21 protein-coding genes are annotated in these 24,706 nt (G+C 44.3%); 17 read left to right on the top strand and 4 right to left on the bottom strand.

Annotation, left to right across the window (positions count from 1 at the left end; genetic code table 11):
- Positions 1-171: 171 nt before the first annotated feature.
- The 13 genes from BQ7997_RS01935 (at position 172) to BQ7997_RS01875 (ending at position 14,645) form a co-directional block, all read left to right on the top strand.
- The gene (locus BQ7997_RS01935) at positions 172-2,418 is read left to right on the top strand and encodes a hypothetical protein (RefSeq protein ID WP_073342995.1); all 2,247 of its coding nucleotides are present in this window, start codon (positions 172-174) and stop codon (positions 2,416-2,418) included.
- 271 nt (positions 2,419-2,689) lie between these two features.
- A complete protein-coding gene (locus BQ7997_RS01930; protein ID WP_073342991.1) occupies positions 2,690-3,307 on the top strand; it encodes an HU family DNA-binding protein in 618 nt (205 codons plus the stop codon).
- 78 nt (positions 3,308-3,385) lie between these two features.
- The gene (locus BQ7997_RS01925) at positions 3,386-5,098 is read left to right on the top strand and encodes an ATP-binding protein (RefSeq protein WP_073342988.1); all 1,713 of its coding nucleotides are present in this window, start codon (positions 3,386-3,388) and stop codon (positions 5,096-5,098) included.
- Positions 5,099-5,239: 141 nt separating this feature from the next.
- Positions 5,240-5,554, top strand: coding sequence for a hypothetical protein (locus tag BQ7997_RS01920; protein ID WP_073342986.1), 315 nt, complete (start codon positions 5,240-5,242; stop codon positions 5,552-5,554).
- Between the two features lie 85 nt (positions 5,555-5,639).
- A complete protein-coding gene (locus tag BQ7997_RS01915) occupies positions 5,640-7,799 on the top strand; it encodes a TonB-dependent receptor (RefSeq protein WP_073342984.1) in 2,160 nt (719 codons plus the stop codon).
- The gene (locus BQ7997_RS01910; protein ID WP_073342981.1) at positions 7,796-8,287 is read left to right on the top strand and encodes a DUF4625 domain-containing protein; all 492 of its coding nucleotides are present in this window, start codon (positions 7,796-7,798) and stop codon (positions 8,285-8,287) included. The genes BQ7997_RS01915 and BQ7997_RS01910 overlap by 4 nt, the downstream gene beginning before the upstream one ends.
- Before the next feature lie 165 nt (positions 8,288-8,452).
- Positions 8,453-9,049 (top strand): cytochrome c nitrite reductase small subunit, encoded by a 597-nt coding sequence (nrfH, locus tag BQ7997_RS01905; RefSeq protein WP_073342978.1) that lies wholly within the window; start codon positions 8,453-8,455, stop codon positions 9,047-9,049.
- Between the two features lie 42 nt (positions 9,050-9,091).
- A complete protein-coding gene (nrfA, locus tag BQ7997_RS01900; protein ID WP_073342976.1) occupies positions 9,092-10,573 on the top strand; it encodes an ammonia-forming cytochrome c nitrite reductase in 1,482 nt (493 codons plus the stop codon).
- Positions 10,574-10,639: 66 nt separating this feature from the next.
- A complete protein-coding gene (locus tag BQ7997_RS01895) occupies positions 10,640-11,884 on the top strand; it encodes a cytochrome c biogenesis ResB family protein (RefSeq protein ID WP_073342973.1) in 1,245 nt (414 codons plus the stop codon).
- Entirely contained in the window at positions 11,881-12,672 is a 792-nt protein-coding gene (locus tag BQ7997_RS01890; protein ID WP_073342971.1) for a cytochrome c biogenesis protein, read from the top strand. Before BQ7997_RS01895 ends, BQ7997_RS01890 begins: the two co-directional genes overlap by 4 nt.
- A gap of 29 nt (positions 12,673-12,701) precedes the next feature.
- The gene (locus tag BQ7997_RS01885) at positions 12,702-13,979 is read left to right on the top strand and encodes an alginate export family protein (protein ID WP_073342968.1); all 1,278 of its coding nucleotides are present in this window, start codon (positions 12,702-12,704) and stop codon (positions 13,977-13,979) included.
- 173 nt (positions 13,980-14,152) lie between these two features.
- Positions 14,153-14,380 (top strand): hypothetical protein, encoded by a 228-nt coding sequence (locus tag BQ7997_RS01880; RefSeq protein WP_073342966.1) that lies wholly within the window; start codon positions 14,153-14,155, stop codon positions 14,378-14,380.
- Positions 14,373-14,645 carry a type II toxin-antitoxin system YafQ family toxin gene (locus tag BQ7997_RS01875; RefSeq protein ID WP_073342963.1) on the top strand — a complete coding sequence of 91 codons (273 nt, stop codon included), beginning with the start codon at positions 14,373-14,375 and terminating at the stop codon, positions 14,643-14,645. The genes BQ7997_RS01880 and BQ7997_RS01875 overlap by 8 nt, the downstream gene beginning before the upstream one ends.
- A 336-nt stretch (positions 14,646-14,981) precedes the next feature.
- On the opposite strand, the gene BQ7997_RS01870 is transcribed toward BQ7997_RS01875, so the two are convergent.
- The 4 genes from BQ7997_RS01870 to BQ7997_RS01855 form a co-directional block, all read right to left on the bottom strand.
- Positions 14,982-16,055 carry an alpha/beta hydrolase gene (locus tag BQ7997_RS01870; protein WP_073343529.1) on the bottom strand — a complete coding sequence of 358 codons (1,074 nt, stop codon included), beginning with the start codon at positions 16,053-16,055 and terminating at the stop codon, positions 14,982-14,984.
- Positions 16,056-16,310: 255 nt separating this feature from the next.
- Positions 16,311-17,147, bottom strand: a complete 837-nt coding sequence (locus BQ7997_RS01865) for an AraC family transcriptional regulator (protein WP_022138636.1) — start codon at positions 17,145-17,147, stop codon at positions 16,311-16,313.
- A 136-nt stretch (positions 17,148-17,283) separates the two neighbouring features.
- The gene (locus BQ7997_RS01860; RefSeq protein WP_073342961.1) at positions 17,284-17,973 is read right to left on the bottom strand and encodes a Crp/Fnr family transcriptional regulator; all 690 of its coding nucleotides are present in this window, start codon (positions 17,971-17,973) and stop codon (positions 17,284-17,286) included.
- A 119-nt stretch (positions 17,974-18,092) separates the two neighbouring features.
- Positions 18,093-18,947, bottom strand: a complete 855-nt coding sequence (locus BQ7997_RS01855; RefSeq protein ID WP_073342959.1) for an AraC family transcriptional regulator — start codon at positions 18,945-18,947, stop codon at positions 18,093-18,095.
- A 131-nt stretch (positions 18,948-19,078) separates the two neighbouring features.
- On the opposite strand from BQ7997_RS01855, the gene BQ7997_RS01850 reads away from it, so the two are divergent.
- The 4 genes from BQ7997_RS01850 to BQ7997_RS01835 all read left to right on the top strand — a co-directional run bounded on the left by BQ7997_RS01850 (position 19,079) and on the right by BQ7997_RS01835 (position 24,630).
- Positions 19,079-19,708, top strand: a complete 630-nt coding sequence (locus BQ7997_RS01850; protein WP_073342956.1) for a nitroreductase family protein — start codon at positions 19,079-19,081, stop codon at positions 19,706-19,708.
- Between the two features lie 113 nt (positions 19,709-19,821).
- Positions 19,822-20,361 (top strand): flavodoxin family protein, encoded by a 540-nt coding sequence (locus BQ7997_RS01845; protein ID WP_073342955.1) that lies wholly within the window; start codon positions 19,822-19,824, stop codon positions 20,359-20,361.
- Between the two features lie 136 nt (positions 20,362-20,497).
- A complete protein-coding gene (locus BQ7997_RS01840; RefSeq protein WP_073342952.1) occupies positions 20,498-21,319 on the top strand; it encodes an MBL fold metallo-hydrolase in 822 nt (273 codons plus the stop codon).
- Positions 21,320-21,339: 20 nt separating this feature from the next.
- Entirely contained in the window at positions 21,340-24,630 is a 3,291-nt protein-coding gene (locus BQ7997_RS01835) for a S41 family peptidase (protein ID WP_073342950.1), read from the top strand.
- The last annotated feature ends 76 nt before the right edge of the window (positions 24,631-24,706 follow it).

Raw genomic sequence — 24,706 nt, 5'->3', positions numbered from 1 at the left:
TGAAATGAGGTCAACCGGAGCTTACTTCTTAACGGTGGCTATTGCTGGTTCGAATCCGGCCTGTTCTACCTCTTTTTATAAACTAAGGTCAAGGAAGGCTTACTTCAAAAACCGCAGGAATGCTCCATTGATTCACAGTCTCCCGATTACCTTACTTAAAAAACACAACCTATGAAAAAAGATTTATTGAAAGTATCTATCAGGCAAAATGCAATTTATCTGCCTTTGATAGAAGGAACAGAAAAGCGCGAAGCATTGACTTCGACTACCATAGCATTGGTAGCCCAACTCCGTAAAATAGGATATACTCTGTCCGAAGAGTTGCTTCATGCTGTCAATCAGTTATATCCGGCGCAACAGGTGGAGATTCTTCAAGTGATGAAGGAAGTATTGGGCGTGACGCTCAACTGGGCTCCATTGGTGAAAGGCTGGGATACACCTACTGGAGAAACAGGATTAGACCATTTGATAACATGGATTGCAAACATCTTCAATAGCAAGAAAGGCGTGAAGCTGCCCTGCGGACACGTGATTCCCGATAACACCTTCCCTTTGGAGCGATACAACGGTTGCCCGTTCTGCGGAACTCCGTTTGAAACGTCCGCTACGGAATACTTCGGACAGGGAAGCAAGCTGAAAGTTCTTGAACTTTGGCGGGAAGAGGATTTGAATGGTTTCTTCCGCGACCTGCTTGAATCGCGTACGGCTCTTGATGCCACGCAAGTGGATAGCTTGAAGATTTTGCTTGGCGAACTTCCGTTGCCGGCAGTCGGAATCAAGATGAAAGAAACTTTGATGCTGGTGATAGATACATTGGTGGAGCAGGACAGGGCGCAGGAAGCGCAAATCTATTTCTCCACTCCGAACGATATATTGCGTTATCTGTGGTATAAGAAAACCGGATTCCTGCAAATCATCGAACCTAAGACTATCATCCGTAAGGCGGGTAGAAACAATGCGCATATAACTGCTGTTTTGGATAAAAGCCGTTCGGCTGCTCAGGCGAAGCGTGAGGAACTGAAGTTGAAATACACCCGCCGTGAATGTAAAATGGTAGCCCTCTGGCTGAATAACCTGGAGATGAACGCGGAAAAGGCTTGTGAAATCATGCATCCGAAAAGGGAGATGTGGGTACGTATGATACGTGCGCTGCGTTTGGCGGAATATGCCCGTAAGCCGGGATTTGAGAATCTGAAGGAGTTGATGGATATATTCTACTGTCAGACATATACGGTTTGGCAGGGAGAGGTGGAGCGTTATCGTATGAAGGCGGATGCCGCACAGACATTTGCCTTGTTGAAGCAGCGGCCGGGTATGTTCGCACGTTCCTTGTTTGCCAATATGCTTTGGTTCGGGCCGGAAGAGACGTTGGCTGCATTCAAGGAAGTCGTTCATTTGTTGCCGGCTCGTCTGGTGGTCACTTTGGGTATGTATGCGGAGAACTACTTTGAATCCGGACGTAAGAGAATGGTGAAACCTTTAGGTGGTAATGCTCTTTTGATAGAACCGCATTACTTGGTGGTGCTATATATGGAAGAACAGCTTAAAGCGATGGTGAAGGATGTACAGGACTTGTGCAAGGAAGTCGTGGCTGCCCGCTTCGCCGACGCGGCTACCGAAGGTGAAAACAAAAGTATGTATATCGACCCTATGTTGTTTCATATCCCGTTGTCTATCGGCGACCGTAGCGAAACAATTCAGGATACTTCCTGTGCATTGCAGGGAACACGTTTCCCGGTAGAAGGAGATAAGGTGCGCCTGTTCATGCAGTGGGGAAAGGGACTTCCGGCACAGCATCTTGATATGGACTTGAGCTGTCATATCACTTTGCCTTCAACGACAGAAGTTTGCTCTTATTTCAACTTGCAGGCTATCGGTGCCAAGCATAGTGGAGATATCCGGAGCATCCCTGACAAGAAAGGTACTGCCGAGTATATCGAACTGGATTTGAATGAGCTGAACCGTGTAGGTGCGCAGTATGTGGTTTTCACTTGCAATGCGTATAGCAATGGGACTATCTCTCCTAATTTGGTAGTCGGTTGGATGAACTCCGCTTACCCGATGAGGATATCAGAGAAGACCGGAGTGGCATACGACCCTTCATGCGTTCAGCATCAGATACGTGTTTCTCAAAGTTTGCAGAAAGGACTTGTTTTCGGGGTATTGAAAGTGAAAGAAAGGGAAATCGTCTGGCTAGAAGTTCCTTTCGGCGGGCAGACTGTGCTTTCTTTGGATACACAAGCTATCGAAAAGTTCTTGGATAAACTGGACGCGAAAACAACCATAGGTGAACTGTTGGCAATCAAAGCGCAGGCGCAGGGATTGAAACTGGTTGATACTGCGGAAGCGGACGAGGTATATACCCGTGAATGGGCATTGAATACTGCTGCCGTGACTAAGTTACTGTTGGGCGATTAATTTCTAAAGAGAAATAAACTTTTTTCTCTTTAGATTTAAAGGTCGCATCGTATAAAGTTGTACCTTTGTATGCGATAAGCTATTCGTCTGACAGCTGTTGAACTTTCGTCTGACAACTGTTTCTTTTTCGTCTGACAGGTGTTAGATGAAAAGAGAACAGTTGTCAGACGATTATTTTTATACTAAACGGAGAATAAGGTTTAGGGAAGGAAGAGGTAAATGTCAGCGAATAAGCTATTAAATGTATAAACAACCAATAAAAAATATCCTTATGAGTGCATATTATGATTTGTATGAAACGCCTGACCCTAATAGTACGGGAGAGAAACAACCGCTTCATGCCCGTATTGTTTCGAATGGAACTTATTCGAAGAAAGAATTTATAGAACGTGTATCCCGCCACCAGCCTTTTCCCCATAATATTATTGAAGGAGTACTTGGGGCCGTCGTTGACGAACTTGCCGAAGCGTTGGCAGACGGATACATTGTAGAACTGGGCGAACTTGGGCATTTCAGTATTTCATTGAAATGTACTCATAAAGTAATGAATAAGAAGGAAATTCGTGCCGAGTCTATTCGCTTCGATAATGTTCATTTACGTACTTCCAAAGAATTTAAAAAGAAAGTACATCGGGAGATAGAACTCGAACGGGTGGAGAACTCCGGCCGGACTACTTCCAAAACAGAGATACCTATCGAACGACGTCTTCAAATGTTACAGGAGTTCCTGAAGAAAAATGGTGGAATCACCCGCATAGAATATAGCAGACTGACAGGAGTAGCCCGATTGAAAGCTGTAGATGATTTGAATACTTTTATTCAAGAGGGGAAACTGCGTAAGAGAGGGGCGGGAAGGAATGTGTTTTATGTATGGAAACAGGAAGAATAATATTTATAATAGGTAATTATCCTTCTTTTTGCTAACAATTTTGTACCTTTGTTTGTCTATAAAGAAAATAGTAAGATTATGGCAAGAATAACTATTCCTTATGCAGTAGCGGATTTCGTGGATTTGCGTGAACGTGGCTTTTATTATGTTGACAAGACCAACTATATTCCCAAATTAGAGGATTATAATGCCCCTGTATTTCTTCGTCCCCGCCGTTTTGGAAAAAGCCTGTTGGTTTCTACTTTAGCTTGCTATTATGACCGTACTAAAGCGAATCGGTTTGAGGAATTGTTTGGAGGAACTTGGATTGGCAGTCATCCTACAAAGGAACATAATCGTTATATGATTATTCGCTATGATTTCTCCAAAATGGTGATGGCGGATAACATTGAAGGATTAGCGCAGAACTTTAATGATTTGAACTGCTCCCCTGTGGAGATTATGGTGGAGCATAATCGGGATTTATTTGGTGATTTTCAATTTGCCAATCGGGGAGATGCATCCAAAATGTTGGAAGAGGTTCTAGGTTTTGCCCGTTCTCACGAATTTCCTAAGGTCTATATATTGATTGATGAATATGATAATTTCACGAATCAACTGCTGACTGCATATAATGACCCGCTTTATGAAGAAGTGACGACTGCTGACAGTTTCCTGCGTACTTTCTTTAAGGTAATAAAAGCTGGTATAGGTGAGGGGAGCGTCCGTACTTGTTTCTGTACAGGGGTATTACCTGTTACAATGGATGATTTGACCAGTGGATATAATATTGCAGAGATATTGACCCTTGAACCCAATTTCCTGAATATGCTTGGGTTTACATACGAAGAGACAGAGACATATTTACGTTATGTACTTGACAAATACTCTACAGGACAGGAACGTTTTGATGAAATCTGGCAGTTGATTGTAAGCAACTACGATGGTTATCGTTTCCGTTTTAATGGAGAGCGGTTATTCAATGCTACTATCCTTACTTATTTTTTCAAGAAGTTTGCAGCTAATGCCGGTAGTATTCCTGACGAACTGGTAGATGAGAATCTGCGTACCGATATTAATTGGATTCGTCGGCTCACCCTTTCATTGGATAATGCAAAAGCAATGTTGGATGCGTTGGTTATTGATGATGAGCTGCCTTATAATGTAGCCGACCTTGCCAGTAAATTCAATAAGAAAAAGTTCTTTGACAAGGAGTTTTATCCCATTAGCTTGTTTTATTTGGGAATGACAACGTTGAAAGATAAATTCGTGACAACATTGCCTAATATGACGATGCGTAGTGTATATATGGACTACTATAATCAATTAAACAACATAGAGGGTAATGCGCAGCGCTATGTTCCTGTATATCGGAAGTATGATTCCAACCGGAGTTTGGAGCCACTGGTACAAAACTATTTTGAGCAATACTTGGGGCAATTTCCGGCACAGGTCTTTGATAAAATAAATGAGAACTTCATCCGATGTTCATTTTATGAGCTTGTTTCGCGTTATTTGAGCAGTTGCTATACATTTGCCATTGAACAGAATAATTCCGTAGGACGTTCGGATTTTGAAATGACAGGTATTCCCGGTACGGACTATTATACCGATGACCGTGTCGTGGAATTCAAATATTACCGTGCGAAAGAAGCGGAAAAAATGCTTGCGTTTACCGAACCTCTTCCCGAACATGTGGAGCAGGTGAAAAGATATGGTGAAGATACGAAGAGAAAGTTTCCTAACTATAATGTGAGGACGTATGTGGTGTATATTTGTGCCAATAAAGGGTGGAAATGTTGGGAAGTATAAGTGTTATTTGTTTGTATCATCATTAGGAGTTTTATCATCAATCGGAGTGTCTGATAACACATATTAAGCCTGATAATTTGTCAGTTCTCTTTCATACCCCTATATTTGTTCCCACTATTCTATATAACCAATAGAGGGAGAATGTATCACAATAGGAAAATAAGAGCATACATAGCGTGGGTGTTGTTCATGACATTCATTCCTTTCTTTGTAGTGAAGACCTTTCACTACCATGGAAGCGAGGATGAAAAGTCATGTTCTCATGCCGGGCACTCTCACAAATCATCCGATGATTGTGCGATATGCCAATACTCCCTTTCTTTCTTTACCGAACCCCAACCGGTAGAATTTCATTGTACATTAACGCTCGTGCCTTACGAGCCAATCATTTATCAGGATAAGGTCGTTTTCAAACGGACTTGTTCGCATCAACTGCGTGCACCCCCTGTCGCATAATTACATACTCAAATTTACGAAGAAGACAGATTCACTGTAACCTGTCCTCATACTCATTTTACACATTAAATAAAGATTGTAATTGATGCGTATCGGAATTATTTCGGGCGTACTGGGGCTGATTGTAGCCTTACCCGTCCACGCACAGAAGTCCGATTCAATCAAGAGCATGCTTTTGCCTGATGTTGTGGTGACGGAAACGTACCGGCAACGTCAAGCCAAGAAGTCTGCACTCACGGTTGAAGTGATAAATCAGGATTTTCTGCGCAAACATTTTACAGGAAACTTCATGCAGGCGATGGAGAACATCCCCGGCGTGCAAGCGATGGATATAGGCTCCGGCTTCTCCAAACCGATGATTCGCGGAATGGGATTCAACCGGATTGCCGTATTGGAGAATGGCGTCAAGCAGGAAGGGCAACAATGGGGAGCCGACCACGGACTGGAACTCGATGCTTTCAATATCGAAGCGGTCAATGTCCTCAAAGGCCCTGCTTCCTTGCTGTACGGCAGCGACGCGATGGGCGGAGTGATTGATATAACCCCGCCACCCGTCCCTACTGGCAACAATGTCTTTGGAGACGTTACACTCTTGGGCAAATCTGTCAATGGAACGATTGGCGGCTCACTGATGCTGGGAATAAAGAAGAATGCCTGGTACTCCCATATCCGCTACTCGGAACAGCATTTCGGAGATTATCGTATCCCTACGGATACCATCGTTTATCTCACGCAGAAAATGCCCGTCTACGGACACAAGTTAAAGAACACGGCAGGTATCGAACGCAATGTCGGATTCTTCACCCAATATCAAAGAAAAAGGTATAAGGCGAACTACTCCGTAAGCAATGTATATCAAAAGACCGGTTTCTTTCCAGGAGCGCACGGCGTGCCCGACGTGTCCCGCGTAGAGGATGACGGAGACAGCCGCAATATTGAGTTGCCGTATAGCAAAGTGAATCATCTGAAAGTGACTACCCATCAGCAATATGCGTGGGAGAAACTAATCCTGTCAGGTGATTTGGGCTTCCAAAACAATCATCGTGAAGAATGGAGTGCCTTCCATACCCACTACGGTTCGCAACCCGCACCGGAGAAAGACCCGGACAAAGAACTGGCTTTTAACCTGAATACTTACAGTGCTTCGGTAAAAGCACGCTTTGTCGGTTCTTCCTCGTGGGAACATACGCTGGGGTGGGACGGGCAACATCAACGAAACGGCATCTCCGGCTATTCGTTCTTACTGCCCGAATACCACCGTTCCACCACCGGATTGCTTTGGCTCACCACCTATCGACCTAACAATGTCCTCTCCATTAGCGGGGGAGTACGATATGACTACGGACATATCAACATCTCTGCCCATGAAGACGCCTATCTTGCCGATTATCTGCAAAAACAAGGATATGAACAGGAACAGATAGACTTCTATAAGTGGAACAGCCACGCAGTGAAGAAACATTTCGGTGATTACTCCTTTTCTTTAGGACTTGTGTGGACACCCTCGGTCGCTCATATGATAAAGCTGAATGTCGGACGCAGTTTTCGTCTGCCCGGCGCGAACGAGCTTGCCGCCAACGGTGTGCATCACGGCACTTTCCGCCATGAGCAGGGAGACGCGACGCTGAAGTCCGAGCAAGGCTGGCAACTGGACGCTTCTTATAACCTGAACTACCGTAGAATCTCTTTTTCCGTTTCCCCCTTTGTCAGTTGGTTCAGCAATTATATCTTCCTGCGTCCTACCGGCGAATGGTCTGTATTGCCCCATGCCGGACAAATCTATCGCTACACCGGAGCGGAAGCATTATTCGCGGGAACGGAAGCTACGATAGATGTCCGCTTTCTGCGCAACTTCAATTATCGTATCTCCGCCGAGTATGTCTACACCTATAATTGTGACGAACATATCCCGTTGAGTTTCTCTCCGCCGCCCGGTATGTGGAATACATTGACCTGGCAGCATAAACGCTATATGCTTTATGCCGAATGGCAAAGTATCGCCCGTCAGAACCGTGTCGACCGCAACGAAGACCGTACGTCCGGGGCAAACCTGTTCCATCTGGGCGGCTCATTAAACATTCCGACAGGTGGAAACAGTGAAATAGAAATCACCCTGACCGTCCGTAATATCTTCAATACCCGATATTACAATCATCTTAGCTTTTACAGGAAAGTTGAAATCCCCGAACCGGGACGCAACTTCCAGTTATTAATCAAAATCCCATTTAAAAAAATCCTAAAATGAAAAATAAATTTTATCTCCCGATGATTGCCTTTATGGCTATGTCCGCTTTTGTATTTGTCTCTTGTGATAACGACGACTCCAGTGATACCACCAAACCGCTGATTGAACTTCACGAACCGGAAGAGGGGCAAGCCCTTGAAATCGGAAATGAACACGGGGTTCATTTGGAAATGGACTTGTCGGACGATGTTATGCTGAAATCTTATAAGATTGAGATACACAGCAACTTTGACCACCATTCGCATGGCGGCAATAGCAGGGCTGCCGCGGCAACCGTGGATTTCAGTTTCAACAAATCCTATGATATTTCGGGACAGAAAACGGCGCATATTCATCATCACGATATTGTGATACCCGCCGATGCGACTCCGGGAGACTATCACTTGATGGTTTATTGCACGGATGCCGCAGGCAATGAGTCTTATGTCGCCCGCAACATCAAGTTGAGCAACGAAGTGGAAGATGAAGACCATCATCACGACGAATAAGATGCCCCATTGCGTATTATAAGGAAAAACAAACTGTTTCCAGTCTGCGGAAACGACAGATTCTTCTTTTTTTTAACAAAGAGTCTTTTTTCTTTCAAAAGGTGTAATATCTATTACACCTTTTTTGTTTCCAAACCTTTACTTTTGTAAAAAATACTTTTTCATATGATGAAGTTTCCAATAATAAATCGACTCTTTCCTTCTTATAAATGGAAGGTAGCGGCTGTCATCATCGGCGGAATTATTGTGGGCGGTGGAGCACTATTCATGTATATGCTCCGTGCGCATACCTATTTAGGAGATGACCCGGCCGCATGTGTGAACTGCCACATCATGACTCCTTACTATGCGACATGGTTTCATAGCTCTCATGCACGCGACGCCACTTGCAATGACTGTCATGTGCCGCATGAAAATGCCGTGAAGAAATGGACTTTTAAAGGTATAGACGGTATGAAGCACGTCGCCGCCTTTCTCACGAAAAGCGAACCGCAGGTTATCCAGGCTCACGAAGCCAGTTCCGAAGTGATAATGAATAATTGTATCCGCTGTCATACGCAGCTCAATACCGAGTTTGTGAAGACGGGTAAGATTGATTATATGCTGTCGCAAGTAGGAGAGGGGAAGGCTTGTTGGGATTGCCACCGCGATGTACCTCATGGCGGAAAGAACTCCTTGTCAGGCACACCGGGAGCTATCGTTCCCCTTCCCGAATCCCCTGTTCCCGAATGGTTGCGGAAAATGGTGAATAATAAAGATTAACAGGAAATGAAATACGTAATAAAATAATAAAACCGATATACAATGGAAAAGAAATTAAAATCATGGCAAGGATGGCTGTTGTTCGGAGGTTCAATGGTCGTTGTGTTTGTTTTGGGATTATGCGTTTCTGCGTTGATGGAGCGTAGGGCGGAAGTTGCCAGTATTTTCAACAACCGCAAAAATGTTATCAAAGGGATTGAAGCACGGAATGAACTATTCAAGGATGATTTCCCTCGTGAATATCAGACTTGGACAGAAACGGCAAAGACTGATTTTGAAAGCGAATTTAATGGAAATATTGCAGTCGACGCACTGGAAAAACGTCCCGAAATGGTTGTCCTTTGGGCAGGATACGCTTTCTCTAAAGACTATTCCACTCCGCGCGGACATATGCATGCTATTGAAGACATTACCGCTTCACTTCGTACCGGTGCACCCGTGAATCCGACCGACGGTCCTCAGCCGTCCACTTGCTGGACTTGCAAGAGCCCGGATGTTCCCCGTATGATGGAAGCCATAGGCGTAGACTCTTTCTATAATAATAAGTGGGGAGCCATGGGCGCTGAAATTGTGAACCCGATTGGCTGTTCCGACTGCCACGACCCGGAAACAATGAATCTTCATATCAGCCGTCCGGCATTGATAGAAGCTTTCCAACGTCAGGGAAAGGACATCACCAAAGCTACTCCGCAGGAGATGCGCTCACTGGTATGTGCGCAATGCCATGTAGAATATTACTTCAAAGGCGACGGCAAATATCTGACTTTCCCTTGGGACAAAGGTTTCACGGTAGAAGACATGGAAGCCTATTATGATGAGGCCGGTTTTTACGATTATATCCATAAACTGAGCCGCACGCCGATTCTGAAAGCGCAGCATCCCGATTATGAAATTTGCCAGATGGGTATTCACGGTCAGAGAGGTGTCTCTTGTGCCGATTGCCACATGCCTTATAAGAGTGAAGGCGGCGTGAAATTCAGTGACCACCATATCCAAAGCCCGTTGGCTATGATCGACCGCACTTGCCAGGTTTGCCATCGTGAGAGCGAAGAGACTTTGCGCAATAACGTTTACGAACGCCAGCGCAAAGCGAACGAAATCCGCAACCGCCTGGAACAGGAATTGGCGAAAGCGCATATCGAAGCCAAGTTTGCTTGGGACAAAGGCGCTACGGACGACCAAATGAAAGATGTCCTTGCATTGATTCGTCAGGCACAGTGGCGTTGGGACTTCGGAGTGGCTTCACACGGCGGCTCTTTCCATGCACCGCAGGAAATTCAGAGAATTCTTTCTCACGGACTCGACCGTGCTATGCAGGCTCGTCTCGCCGTATCCAAAGTCCTGGCAAAGAACGGATATACAGATAACGTTCCGATGCCGGACATCTCGACGAAGGCAAAGGCACAGGAATATATCGGGCTGGATATGGACGCTGAAAGAGCGGCGAAAGAGAAGTTCTTGAAAACAACTGTTCCTGCCTGGTTGGAGAAAGCGAAAGAAAACGGACGTCTGGCACAGATATAAAACAAATATAAAATAAGGTATAGGACAAATATAGGATAGATATAAGATAAGTATAAGAATATATATATGTGGAGCAAACCGTGGAGTTATAAGGAAGGGCTGACGATTGGCGCAGGATTACTGGTAATAGGCATGTTGCTGCAAATGACGGTGGGTGCTATCAACTGGGACTTGTTTGCCTGTCCGGTCAATGTGATTGTATTAGTGGTTTATATCATTGCCCTGATAGCCATGCATCTTCTTCGTAAACGTGTGTATTTGTTCGGATGGTTGAGCCATTACTCCGCTGCCGTCTCCGCCCTGTTGTGGGTGGTCGGCATGACGGTGATAATGGGGCTTGTCCGGCAAGTTCCTTCCGGTCATGCTTCAAATGCTTCAACGGATTTGCTGGGATTCTCGCAGATGATTTCGTCATGGCCTTTTGTACTGCTTTACTTTTGGATGGTCACTGCATTGGGACTGACGATACTCCGTGCCAGCTTTCCTTTCAAACTGAGCCGCCTTTCGTTTCTTCTCAATCATATCGGATTGTTCGTCGCGTTGATAGCGGCCACTTTAGGCAATGCCGATATGCAACGTTTGAAGATGACTACCCGGATGGGGAATGCCGAATGGCGGGCTACCGACGATAAAGGACAGTTGGTGGAACTTCCATTGGCTATCGAACTGAAGGATTTCACTATCGACGAATATCCCCCGAAACTGATGTTGATTGACAATGAGACAGGCCGCACGCTTCCCGAAAAATCTCCGGTACATATTCTACTGGAAGAAGGAGTATCGGACGGCAACTTGCAGGACTGGCAACTCACCATCGGACAATCTATCCCGATGGCTGCTTCCGTGGCTACCGAGGATACATTGAAATTTACCGAATTTCATTCGATGGGTGCTACCTATGCCGTATATCTGAAAGCTGTTAATCAGAAGAGTCAACAGATGAAAGAAGGCTGGGTGAGCTGCGGAAGTTTTCTTTTTCCTTATAAGGCAATCCGCTTGGATTCTTTGACCAGTCTTGTGATGCCGGAACGGGAACCACAACGGTTTGCGTCGGAAGTGAAGATTTACACGCAGGAAGGAACGATAACGGAAGGAACAATCGAAGTAAACCGTCCGATGGAAGTGGAAGGATGGAAAATCTATCAGCTTAGTTACGACGAGACAAAAGGACGATGGAGCGATGTCAGCGTATTCGAACTGGTTCGCGACCCGTGGCTGCCGATAGTTTATGCGGGAATTATTATGATGATGGCAGGAGCTATCTGTCTGTTCGTGAATGCTCAAAAGAGGAAAGAGGAGGATAAAGCATGAGTTGGGACTATTTTGTACTGTTTGCCATAATTGCACTGGTTTGTTGGGCTATCGGAGCTTTTGCAGCCTGGAAAGGCACGAAGCCGGGATGGGCTTACGGATTTACCCTGTTAGGGTTAGGTGTTTTCTTCAGCTTTATGATTGGAATGTGGATTTCATTGGAACGTCCCCCGATGCGGACAATGGGAGAGACGCGTTTATGGTATTCTTTCTTTCTGCCGTTGGCAGGGTTGATTACCTATGTGCGTTGGAAGTACAAATGGATTCTTAGTTTCAGTTGTATCCTCTCACTGGTGTTTATCTGTATTAATATCTTCAAACCGGAGATTCATAATAAAACCCTGATGCCTGCTTTGCAAAGCCCGTGGTTTGCGCCTCATGTCATCGTGTACATGTTCGCCTACGCCATGTTGGGAGCGGCAACGGTGATGGCTGTCTATCTGCTTTGGTTCAAAAAGAAAGAAATAGAACGAAAAGAGATGGATTTATGCGACAACCTCACCTATGTAGGTCTGGCATTTATGACATTGGGAATGTTAACGGGCGCTATCTGGGCGAAAGAAGCCTGGGGACATTACTGGGCTTGGGACCCGAAAGAGACATGGGCGGCGGCAACCTGGTTTGCCTATCTGGTATATATCCATTTCAGATTGGGCAAACCGTTGAAAGCGCGTCCGGCATTAGTTATTTTGTTAGTATCGTTTGTTTTATTACAGATGTGCTGGTATGGAATCAATTATCTTCCATCGGCACAAGGAGTCAGTGTACACACTTATAATTTGAATTGAAATATCAAATCATTTAAATTGCAATATTGATGAAAACATTTTATTGGTCATTAGTGCTTATGATGCTATTGCCAAGCATGGCATACACACAAAACACGGAGAAGGAAAATGAGTTCTCGATGTCGATGCAAATCAGACCTCGGGCGGAGTATCGGAACGGAGCCTGGTTTCCTCGCAATGAAGGGGTGAAAGCCGCATCGTCTATCAACAACCGTGCCCGTTTGTCGATTGACTACAAGCGGTCGGACTTGGAAATCAAGATGTCGGCACAGCACGTCGGAGTTTGGGGACAAGACCCGCAGATTGACAAGAACGGACGTTTTGTCTTGAACGAAGCATGGGCAAAACTTGATTTCGGACACGGCCTTTTTGCCCAGTTAGGTCGTCAGGCATTGGTTTATGACGATGAGCGTATCTTGGGCGGACTGGACTGGAATGTGGCGGGACGTTATCATGACGCGTTGAAACTGGGATATGCGAATAAGAATAACGAAGTGCACCTTATTCTTGCTTTCAACCAGAATGACGAGAAGAAGATAGGCGGTACTTATTATGCTTCCGGCGCACAGCCTTATAAGAATATGCAGACCGTATGGTATCACTATAAAGCGGATGCAATCCCATTCGGCGCTTCTCTATTGTTTATGAACCTGGGACTGGAAACCGGGGACGCGGCTACGCAGGATTCGCATACCCGTTACCTGCATACAATGGGAACGTATCTTACCTATAAGCCCGGTAGCTGGAACCTGGACGGTGCTTTCTACTATCAGACGGGTAAGAATAAGAATGCTGAGAAAGTGTCGGCATTAATGGGAAGCGTGCAGGCTGCCTATGCTTTTGACAAGACATGGGGAGTTGTGGCAAGTTTCGACTATCTGAGCGGCGATAAGGGAAACGGTGGCAAGTTTAAAGCGTTCGACCCTCTCTACGGAACACACCATAAGTTCTACGGAAGCATGGACTATTTCTATGCGAATCTATTTGTGGACGGTTATGCGCCCGGTTTGATGGACAGCCGTATCGGTGTCCGTTTCCGTGCTTCGGACAAGGTGGATATGGAAATGAATTATCACTATTTCACTACTGCGGTTAAATTGCCGGATTTGAAGAGGTCTTTAGGTTCGGAAGTCGATTATCAGATTAACTGGTCAGTGATGAAAGACGTGAAACTCTCTGCCGGATATTCTTTCATGCGTGGCACGAAGACGATGGATGTAGTGAAAGGCGGAAATCATAGGAGTTGGCAAGACTGGGGATGGGTATCGTTGAATATCAATCCGAGAGTGTTTTTCACAAAATGGTAGAGAAGTAAATAGTATGATGAAAATCCCGGTTGGCAAATGTTGGCCGGGATTTTTTTAGTTAATAGCGGCATACCTCTATTAATCTATGTGTATGATACTGCAAAAACACTGCTTTTTAATATATTGCAAAAGGAAATAATGATTATCTTTGCAAAAAAGGTCAGGAGGTGTATATGGATATGACAATGGAAGCAAAAAGTATCAAGATGGACGTTATGGAAGATTTGATGGCTATAGATAATCTGGATACTTTAAAAAAGATAAAGTCGTATATAGCGAAAGTGCGTAAGCAAAGTAATATGAATGATGCTACCCGTAAGGCTTTGGAGGAAATGGAAAAGGGAGAAATGATTCATTTCAATTCTTTTGATGCTTATGTAAAAGCAACAGAAAATGCTTGAAATAAATGTAACGCATCAGTTCATGAAAGACCTGAAAATAGCTAAAAAAAGAGGTCTTGATATTAATAAGCTTAATGAAGTAGTTCGTTTGATAGCTGAAGAGAAAACATTACCGGATAAGAATAAAGACCATAAATTAAGAGGTGACTACATGGGTTGTAGGGAATGTCATATCCAACCGGATTGGCTGTTAATCTATGTGGTGGAAGATTCGGTTAAAATCTTGAATTTATTACGTACTGGCACTCATTCGGATTTATTTTAGGGAGAATATCAACCCGAAAGTGTTTTTCACTAAATGGTAGAGAAATAAACAGAATGATGAGAATCCCGGTTGGCTTATGTTGACCGGGATTTTATGACTTAGACCTCTATACCGGATATTCGACAAATTCTTTCAGTCGTCGGGCAAGTAGCTTTTTTCTTGTGGGCTGCACCCCTGTAATGTTATAATAGTGATGTGTACGGCAAAGAATTAAAATTTCCGTGCCGGTGCGGGAAACGCGGTATCCAAATCATGCAAATCTTCCTCTGTCAGATGAATGGAAAGGCTTCGGGAATTATCTTCCACATGGGTTATATTGGTTCTTATGGCAATTTTTTATTTGAGGTTCGACTTGAAAAATGCTTCCAGTTTGTCAAACGGAATCTTCCGGTCGTAAAGATCGGTGTGGTTGGCTCCGGGAACGATTAGTAACTCCTTGTTGTTGCCCTTGAGGCGTTTGAAGGCATCCTCGCTGAAATAACGTGAATGGGCATTTTCGCCGTGAATGAGCAATACGGCATTGTCAATCTCGTGGATATAGGACAACAATGGCATATTGATGAACGAAAGAGCCATCGTGGGGTTCCATGCACCGTTGGAATTGATGGCACGGGCGTGGAAAGCACGTTCAGTCTTGTAATAATCGAAGTAGTCCTTGACGAATTGCGGCTCGTCGCCCTTGATGCTGGCGGGCAGACCGGGCGTACCGGGAGTGGCCGTGCCGTTCTGTGCATCACGAGTCCGGATGGCATTCATCGTCTCGCGTTTGTTGCGGCGTGCCTCGGCACTGTCCTCGGCATCGAAATAGCCGTTGGCATTCACGCGGCTCATATCGTACATAGTAGAAGCTACTGTTGCTTTGATGCGCGTGTCCATTGCGGCGGCATTCAGTCCCATACCACCGAATCCGCAGATGCCGATGATACCGATGCGTTCGGCATCTACATCGGGGTGTGCGGTCAGGAAATCCACTGCCGCGCTAAAATCTTCGGTGTTGATGTCGGGTGATGCCACATTGCGGGGTTCGCCACCGCTCTCGCCCGTATAAGAAGGGTCGAATGCAAGGGTGAGGAATCCGCGTTCGGCCATTGTCTGCGCATAAAGTCCCGATGACTGTTCCTTCACAGCCCCGAAAGGGCCGCTAACGGCAATGGCAGGGAGTTTACTTTCGATATTCTTGGGTTCGTACAAGTCGGCGGCAAGTGTGATGCCATAGCGGTTTTTGAAGGTTACTTTACGATGATTTACCTTGTTGCTCTGTGGGAACTTTTTGTCCCATTCCTGTGTAAGATTCAATGTGTCCATATGATTACTTGTTTTTTGATTTGTTATACCGTTCGTGCAGCCGGTAAGCACCCCCATACTTAACAAGGCTGTGATAGCTACTGATTTAAAATTCGCTGTTCTCATCATTCTATTATTTAAATGGTTATTGTTCTATTTTATATTGCAAAGGTACGGCTATAAAACAAGCGGCACATTATTGTCAGGCTCAAAAGGAGTTACTCAAAAGCTCAACTATCCATTTTCTAAAAAATATCAGGGATGCACTTACCGTAAGGTTACTGTAAGGGACAAGCTGCAAGGTAATGTGAAAGCCTCACTGCGACGTCGCTGTGAGGCTCAAATAAATCTATTAAAAAACTCAATATACTTTGCTCCGATTTACACGAATGTGGCGGTCGGCGGCATACCATACTGTTTTTTGAAGGCGGTTGAGAAATGAGACGGATTCTTGAAACCGACTTCGGCATAAACATCCACGACCTTTTTGCCGCCCTCTTTCATCAGGGCGTAAGCTACTTCGAGGCGTTTACGGATAAGCCATTTTTCGGGAGTGAGGTCGCTGATTTTCTTGAAATCCCGTTTGAATGTGGCAAGGCTGCGTCCCGTGTAGTGTGCCATCTCTTCCATCGTGAACTCGTACATGTAGTTCTCGTTCATAAATTCCAGAATATCTATTTTCCACGGTTCGTTGAAGTCGAAAAGCGTCGGCGCGAACTGTTTGTCGATATGTAATAATGCGAGCAAACCTTCCTGCAATTTCAGTTGCATCAGATCATCCGCAGGTTTCACCTTCGGATCGAAGTAAGGCGTCATCGAAGCGAACAGACTGGCGAGTTCGGCCGTTTTCGGAAGCTTTATCACTCCGGAATTGAGTTTTGCGGTATTGGCCGGTACTTTACGTTGTCCCAACTTACCGTACATTTCACGTAGGAAACGACGTGTGAACATCAGGAAGATACCGCAGTAGCGTTCACCATCTTTCGTCTTCTTGTACATCGTGATGTGATGGTCGCGCGGTATGAAGACGCATTCGCCTTTTCCGACATGAATTTGCTCATTGCCATTGTCGAGAATCATCTCACCTGAATAGACGTAATTGATGGCATATTCGCGGGAGCGGTGTACGCAGCCGCTGAGGTCATCATAGAAGAAACTGTAGAATACATCGTTGTAATTGAAGATAAGCTTCATTTGCCCTAATTGTTCATCTGTCATATTTTTCTGCTTTTCTTTCTGATTGCAAATATAACAAAAACAGTTTCATTTCTTTTCGGCTCATTTATATATTTAACTTGTTTTCGATATAAGAGTCAAATTATTCCTTTGTTTCAACCCTGCCCCTGTTTCTTTATTATATGAATTTCTCTAAAGCTGCCTTATTCAAAATTTCCACCCGTTTCCCTTCCATTGTCATAAGCCCTTCCTTGATAATCTTATTAATTTCTTTCGATAAGGCGGGACGGGATACATTCAGGTATTCGGCAAGTTGGGATTGTGTATGTGTAATCTCCACTATCAGGGAATCTTTCTTCTTGTGCTCGAACAGATAAACAATGAATCTTTCCCGGACAGTCTTGCGGGAGAGTGGTTTCAGACGTGATACGGTGCAGATGTTGCAATTACCTGCAATGCAGAGAAAATTGTGCAACACTTGCGGATCCTGGCTGATAACTTTAAAGGTAGAATCTTTGGTTGCCATAAGTATCACACTGTCCTCAAGAGCAGTGAAAGTAGCCGGCAAAGTATTGTTTGAATTAAAAAGATGAGGAGTGGCGAAGGTACGTGGCGCAATGATATATTCAATCATTACTTCATTTCCCAATCCGTCGATAATATCCGTGCGCAATTTCCCTTCCAACAACACATACAGTTTGTTACAAGGTGTTCCCTGTGTAACAACTATCTCTTTCTTGTTTGCTGCATAGACTACGAAATCCAGTTTCTCCAATAGGGATTCTTTAATGTTTAAAGGCAAATCCCGGAAAAGGGGGATTTGAAACAGCTTTTCTTTATGTGTGTCGGTCAGTTGTATTTTTTTCATTGTATCATGTTGTTCGTATCGTGGACAAACTTACAATAAATCTCTGGAATAACCTCGAAAAATGGGAGAAATGACGCTGAATGGTTTGGATATAAAATCGTCTTTGAAGAAAAAGATGACTATTGAAATTGTTTTCTGTATTTGGATGGAGATATTCCCAAGGTATTTGTGAAAACCCGGACGAAATGGGGCAAATCATTAAAACCGACCATAAAACAAATTTCGGATACTTGTTTATGTGAATTTTTAAGAAGTTCGCAGGCTGTATTTAAGCGGTATTGGGTTACATACTGCGAGAAGGTCATTCCTTTGCAACGTTTGAAATAGGAACAGAAAGCGGAGCGGTTCATGCCTATTTCTGCCGCAATATCATCCAAAGATATGGTATGGATATAGTGAGCCATTACATAAGTACAGATTTGCTGCATACGTCTCACGTCACGTTCAATACTCATGGGCTTTCCGGCAAGGGTATGGTCGGATGAGGTAAATATGACAGGTAGCAGACGAAACATTTCGCATAGGCGTCCCAATTCGTCCATATCGTTCATCCGTGACAATATCCGGCGAATGGTTTGTGAACTTCCGGTACCGAATTTCAGTGCGTTCGTCGGGAATGTAATGTTCGTCAGACGATTACGCAGTTCGGGGAATACTGCCATACATCGTTCTACAAGCGAATGGCTGAAAGCGACCATTAAATAACGGACACATCCGTCATTGTCTGCCGAATCCGGCGAATACTCCCAACGGTGAAACATGGACGGTGGTATTAATGCCACATCGCCTGCTGCGAAAGGTTGCAATGTGTCGCCTGACATTCGTGTGCCATATCCGTGGACAACATAATACAACTCCCATGCATCATGCTGGTGCAGTTTGGCTTCGATACTGGTTTCTATTCGTTGGTCTATGAAGAAAAAAGAGTGATTCTCTACTTCGGGCAATTCATAAGGAATGACGGTGTCTTCCATAAAAGTATGTTTAAAATGACTATTATGCAAATATACGACAAATATATGAGATAATACCACAAATATATAACAAGAAAGTGGGATAACTTTGCAACTGGAAACAATAAGTATAACTATAAAAATGTATTGTTATGGATTTCTATCAAGTATTAGAAAAAAGAAGAACCATTCGCGACTTTTCCGATAAGGAAGTGACGGATGAAGTGTTGGAAAAGGTATTGTCGGCTGCATTCAAGGCTCCGACTAATGATCATTTGCGGCAGTTTGAATTTGTTGTCGTGAGAGGGAAGGAGAACATAGCCCGGCTCATATCGCCTGTAGCGGAAAATACCAGAAGCATTCAGCAGACAGCACTAAAGGCAGCTGCCGGCGTGATGGATAAGGATGAGCATGCCATGTTTGTCGATGCCTTGCCCAAACAACAACGTATGCTTATGCAAAGTAATTGTCTCGTGCTTCCATTTTTCCGGCAAAAGGATTTTCCTCTGTGCCAACCTGCTGACCAAAGTTCACTCAACTATTTCGCTTCCGCATGGGCAGCCGTTGAGAATATTCTGTTGGCAGCAACGGCGGAAGGATTGGCGTGTGCATTCCGCATTCCTATTGGCAACGAACCGGAGTATGTGAAACATCTTGTTAATGCTCCGGATGAATATGAGTTCACTTGTTTTCTTGCCATCGGTTATGCGGCGGAAGATGCGCATATATGTAAGCAGAAAGAAATCCGGGTAGGGGACAGGATTCATAAGAATGTCTGGTAAATCAGTAATCAAGGTATATCTCTCTGTAATTTATATACATTTACTATGCCATAAATTGTCTATTTTTGCAAAGTGAAAAGACTATTAATTCTAAAGATAAAATTAGTAAAGTTATGGCTAAAAAAGTTCTGATAATTTCGTCCAGTCCGCGTAAAGGTGGCAATTCGGATTTGCTTTGTGATGAATTTATGAAAGGTGTTTTCGAAGCGGGCAATGAGGTGGAAAAGATATTCTTGAAAGACAAGACGGTTCACCCTTGCACCGGATGTAGTGTTTGCAGTATGTACGGTAAGCCTTGTCCGCAAAAGGACGATGCAGCGGAAATCGTTGAAAAAATGATTGCCGCTGATGTGATTGTAATGGCAACTCCTGTGTATTTCTACACGATGTGCGGTCAGATGAAGATTATGATTGACCGTTGCTGCGCACGCTATACGGAGATAACAAACAAGGAATTTTATTTTATTATTGCGGCGGCAGAAGATAATAAAGCAATGATGGAGCGCACCATCGACGGATTCCGTGGCTTCCTCGATTGCCTGGAAGGGGCGCAGGAAAAAGGAACAGTTTATGGAATCGGTGCCTGGAAGGTAGGGGAGATTAAGGATACTCCTTATATGCAGGAAGCATATAATATGGGAAAGATGGTGTAACTTCTACCACACTTCCCTCACCCTTTGCTCTTTTTGTGATTACTTAATTGACCGGATTGCTTGTTCTGCCATAGAATTATTATAATTTTGTGGCAGAACTTTTTATATTGTATGATTCGTTTAAAAACTAAGCATCATGGGCTATACAATAACGACTCTTGTAGAGAATTGTGTCTATGGACGTAAATTGCAGGCAGAACACGGGCTTTCTCTCTATATCGAGACATCGGGACATAGATTACTCTTCGATACGGGAGCGTCCGATTTGTTTATCCGTAACGCCCGCCTGCTACATATTGACTTGCAGAAAGTTGATTATTTGATATTATCCCATGGGCACAGCGACCATACGGGAGGGCTGCGCCATTTCCTGGAACTGAACACTCAGGCAACGGTTGTCTGTAAACGTGAAGCCTTTTCTCCTAAATTCAAGGATGAACGCGAAAACGGAATGCAGCATACGCAGGCTTTCGACCTTTCCCGCTTCCGTTTTATTGAAGAACAGACCGAACTGCTCCCCGGCGTATTTCTCTTTCCCTCTATTGATATTATCGACGGGGAAGATACCCATTTTGAACGTTTCCGGGTTCAGAAAGAAGACGGTTGCCATATACCGGATACTTTTCTGGATGAATTGGCGGTAGTGCTAGTAGAACCGGACGGGCTTTCCGTTTTGAGCGCCTGTTCTCATCGGGGAATTACAAATATTCTGCGAACAGTCCGTGCGGCATTTCCGGAATCTCCTTGTAACTTACTGTTGGGAGGTTTTCATATTCATAACGCGGAAGAACGGAAATATCAGATCATTGCAGATTATCTGAAAGAATATCTGTCACATCAGATTGGTGTCTGCCATTGTACGGGAGTAGATAAATATGCTTTCTTCTATAAGGATTTTGGCGACAGGATATTCTATAATTACACGGGAAAAGTAATTCAAACCGATTTGTTGGAATAAAATATATATAATAATTTGATATGAAGAAACTAATAACTTCTTTAGCACTGGCATTGACCGCATTGTCCGGCTATGCCATTACTCCTTTGTGGATGCGTGACGCACGTATTTCACCGAATGGAACGGAAATTGTCTTTTGTTATAAAGGCGATATCTACAAAGTCCCCGCACAGGGAGGAACAGCCGTTCAGTTGACAACACAAGCATCTTATGAAGCCAATCCCGTCTGGTCGCCCGACGGCAAGCAAATCGCCTTTTCCAGCGACCGCAATGGCAACTTTGACCTCTTTATCATGCCTGCCACTGGCGGAACGGCTAAGAGGCTGACTTATCATTCAGCATCGGAAATTCCGTCTGCTTTTACTCCCGATGGAAAGTATGTGCTTTTTTCCGCTTCTATTCAAGACCCGGCAGCCAGTGCATTGTTTCCTACCGGAGCTATGACGGAATTGTATAAAGTTCCTGTTGACGGCGGACGTACCGAACAAGTTCTGGGCACTCCTGCCGAATGGGTTTGCTTCGACAAAACAGGAAAGAACTTCCTTTATCAAGACCGGAAAGGCTTTGAAGACGAATGGAGAAAACACCATACTTCATCTATCACAAGAGATGTCTGGCTGTATGATACCCAAACCGGAAAGCATACAAACCTGACCAATCGGGGTGGGGAAGACCGTAACCCTGTTTATGCTCCCGATGGAAATACTGTTTATTTTTTGAGTGAACGCAATGGCGGTTCGTTCAACGTTTACTCTTTCCCGTTGAATACTCCGCAGGAAGTGAAAGCAGTTACTACCTTCAAGACTCATCCGGTACGTTTCCTGTCTGTCAGCGATAAGGGTACACTTTGTTATACTTATGATGGGGAGCTTTATACGCAAGAGGTAAATGCCCGTCCCCAAAAAGTAAAAGTAGAACTTGTCCGGGATAACGAAGAACAGCTTGCCGCACTCAAATTCTCTCAGGGAGCAACTTCAGCTTCTGTATCTCCCGATGGAAAGCAGGTTGCTTTCATCGTGCGTGGTGATGTATTTGTCACTTCTACGGACTATGCAACGACCAAGCAAATCACGAATACTCCAGCCAAAGAAGCTGCCGTCTCCTTTGCTCCGGATAACCGTACATTGGTTTATGCCAGTGAACGAACCGGAAACTGGCAACTATACACTGCCAAAATAACCCGTAAAGAAGACCCCAACTTCCCCAACGCTACCTTGATTGAAGAAGAAGTATTACTTCCTTCCAAAACCGTAGAACGTGCATATCCGAAATATTCACCGGACGGAAAGGAACTGGCTTTTATTGAAGACCGCAACCGATTGATGGTACTTGACTTGAAAACGAAAAAGGTACGTCAGGTGACAGATGGTTCTACATGGTATAACACCGGTGGTGGCTTTGACTATGAATGGTCGCCTGACGGTAAATGGTTCACTCTTGAATTTATAGGAAATCGCCATGACCCCTATTCGGATATAGGTATAGTCAGCGCGCAGGGAGGGACAATTACTAATCTGACGAATAGCGGATATATCAGTGGTTCTCCGCTTTGGGTACTCGACGGCAATGCTATTCTTTTTCAGACAGAACGTTATGGTATGCGTGCACATGCTTCCTGGGGTTCACAGCAGGATGTCATGCTGGTATTCTTGAATCAAGATGCTTACGACCGCTATCGCCTGAGCAAAGAAGATTTTGAATTGCTCAAAGAATTTGAGAAAGAACAGAAGAAAGCTAAAGAGAAAGATAAGGATAAAAACAAGAAGTCTGATAAAGATAAAAAATCTGATAAAGACAAAGACGCTGAAAAGGACTCTGGTGAAACGGATAAAGATAAGGACGATACAAAGGATATTGTCGTAGAACTCAACGGTATCGAAGACCGCATCGTCCGTCTTACTCCCAACTCTTCCGACTTGGGCAGTGCCATACTTTCCAAAGATGGAGAGAACCTTTATTATTTCTCTGCTTTTGAAGGCGGCTATGACCTTTGGAAGATGAACCTTCGTGAAAAAGATACGAAACGTCTTCATAAACTGAATTCCGGTTGGGCATCATTGATGCTGGACAAGAAAGGGGATATATTCTTGCTGGGAAGTAGAAATATGCAGAAGATGGATGCCAAATCGGACGCATTGAAACCAATCAGCTATCAGGCCGAAATGAGGATGGAACTGGCTGCCGAACGTGAAGCCATGTTCGACCATGTCTACAAGCAACATCAGAAACGTTTTTATAACGTCAATATGCATGGAGTAAACTGGGATGCCATGACTGCCGCTTACCGCAAATTCCTTCCTCACATTGATAATAACTATGACTTCGCTGAATTATTGAGTGAATGGCTGGGCGAGTTGAACGTCTCTCATACAGGAGGACGCTATTCTCCGCGAGGTAAGGGGGATGTGACGTCTAATCTCGGTTTATTGTTCGACTGGAATTATCAGGGCAAAGGTATGCAAATCTCAGAAGTCGTGGAGAAAGGGCCGTTCGACCATTCCCGTACCAAAGTAAAAGCCGGCTGCATTATCGAAAAGATAAACGGTGAAGAACTGGCTCCTGATAAGGATATTACTGCTTTACTGAATAATATGGCCGGAAAGAAAACACTGGTCTCGTTATATAATCCGCAGAATAAGGAACGTTGGGAAGAAGTGGTTATGCCTATTACTAGTGGAAAGCTCAATGGTCTGCTGTACAAACGTTGGGTAAAACAGCGTGCCGCCGATGTCAAGAAATGGTCGAACGGACGCCTTGGATATGTCCATATTCAATCTATGGGCGACGGTAGTTTCCGTACTGTTTACTCTGATATTTTGGGTAAATACAACAACTGTGACGGAATAGTAATAGATACCCGTTTCAACGGTGGTGGTCGTCTGCATGAAGATATCGAGATACTTTTCAGCGGTCAGAAATACTTTACGCAGGTAGTGCGTGGCCGCGAAGCGTGTGATATGCCAAGCCGTCGTTGGAACAAGCCTTCCATCATGCTGCAATGCGAAGCCAACTACTCGAATGCGCACGGTACTCCTTGGGTATACAAGCATCAGAATATAGGCAAGCTTGTCGGTATGCCTGTTCCGGGAACAATGACAAGCGTGTCTTGGGAAACTTTACAAGACCCGTCTTTGGTATTCGGTATTCCTATTGTCGGTTATCGTTTGCCTGACGGCAGTTATTTGGAAAATTCTCAATTAGAGCCTGATGTTAAGGTTGCCAATAACCCCGAAACCGTAGTGAAGGGTGAAGATACACAGTTGAAAGTGGCTGTGGATGAACTTTTGAAAGAGATAGATAGCAAGAAATAGGCCTGATATATAAAATGAAACTGTATTAAGGACAAGTAACTGATACTTTGCTTTAATACAGTTTCATTTATTTAAA

Source organism: Bacteroides congonensis, from assembly GCF_900130125.1.
Lineage (GTDB): Bacteria > Bacteroidota > Bacteroidia > Bacteroidales > Bacteroidaceae > Bacteroides > Bacteroides congonensis.
The sequence above is the reverse complement of the archived record's forward strand: the minus strand, read 5'-3'. Positions and strand labels throughout refer to the sequence as shown.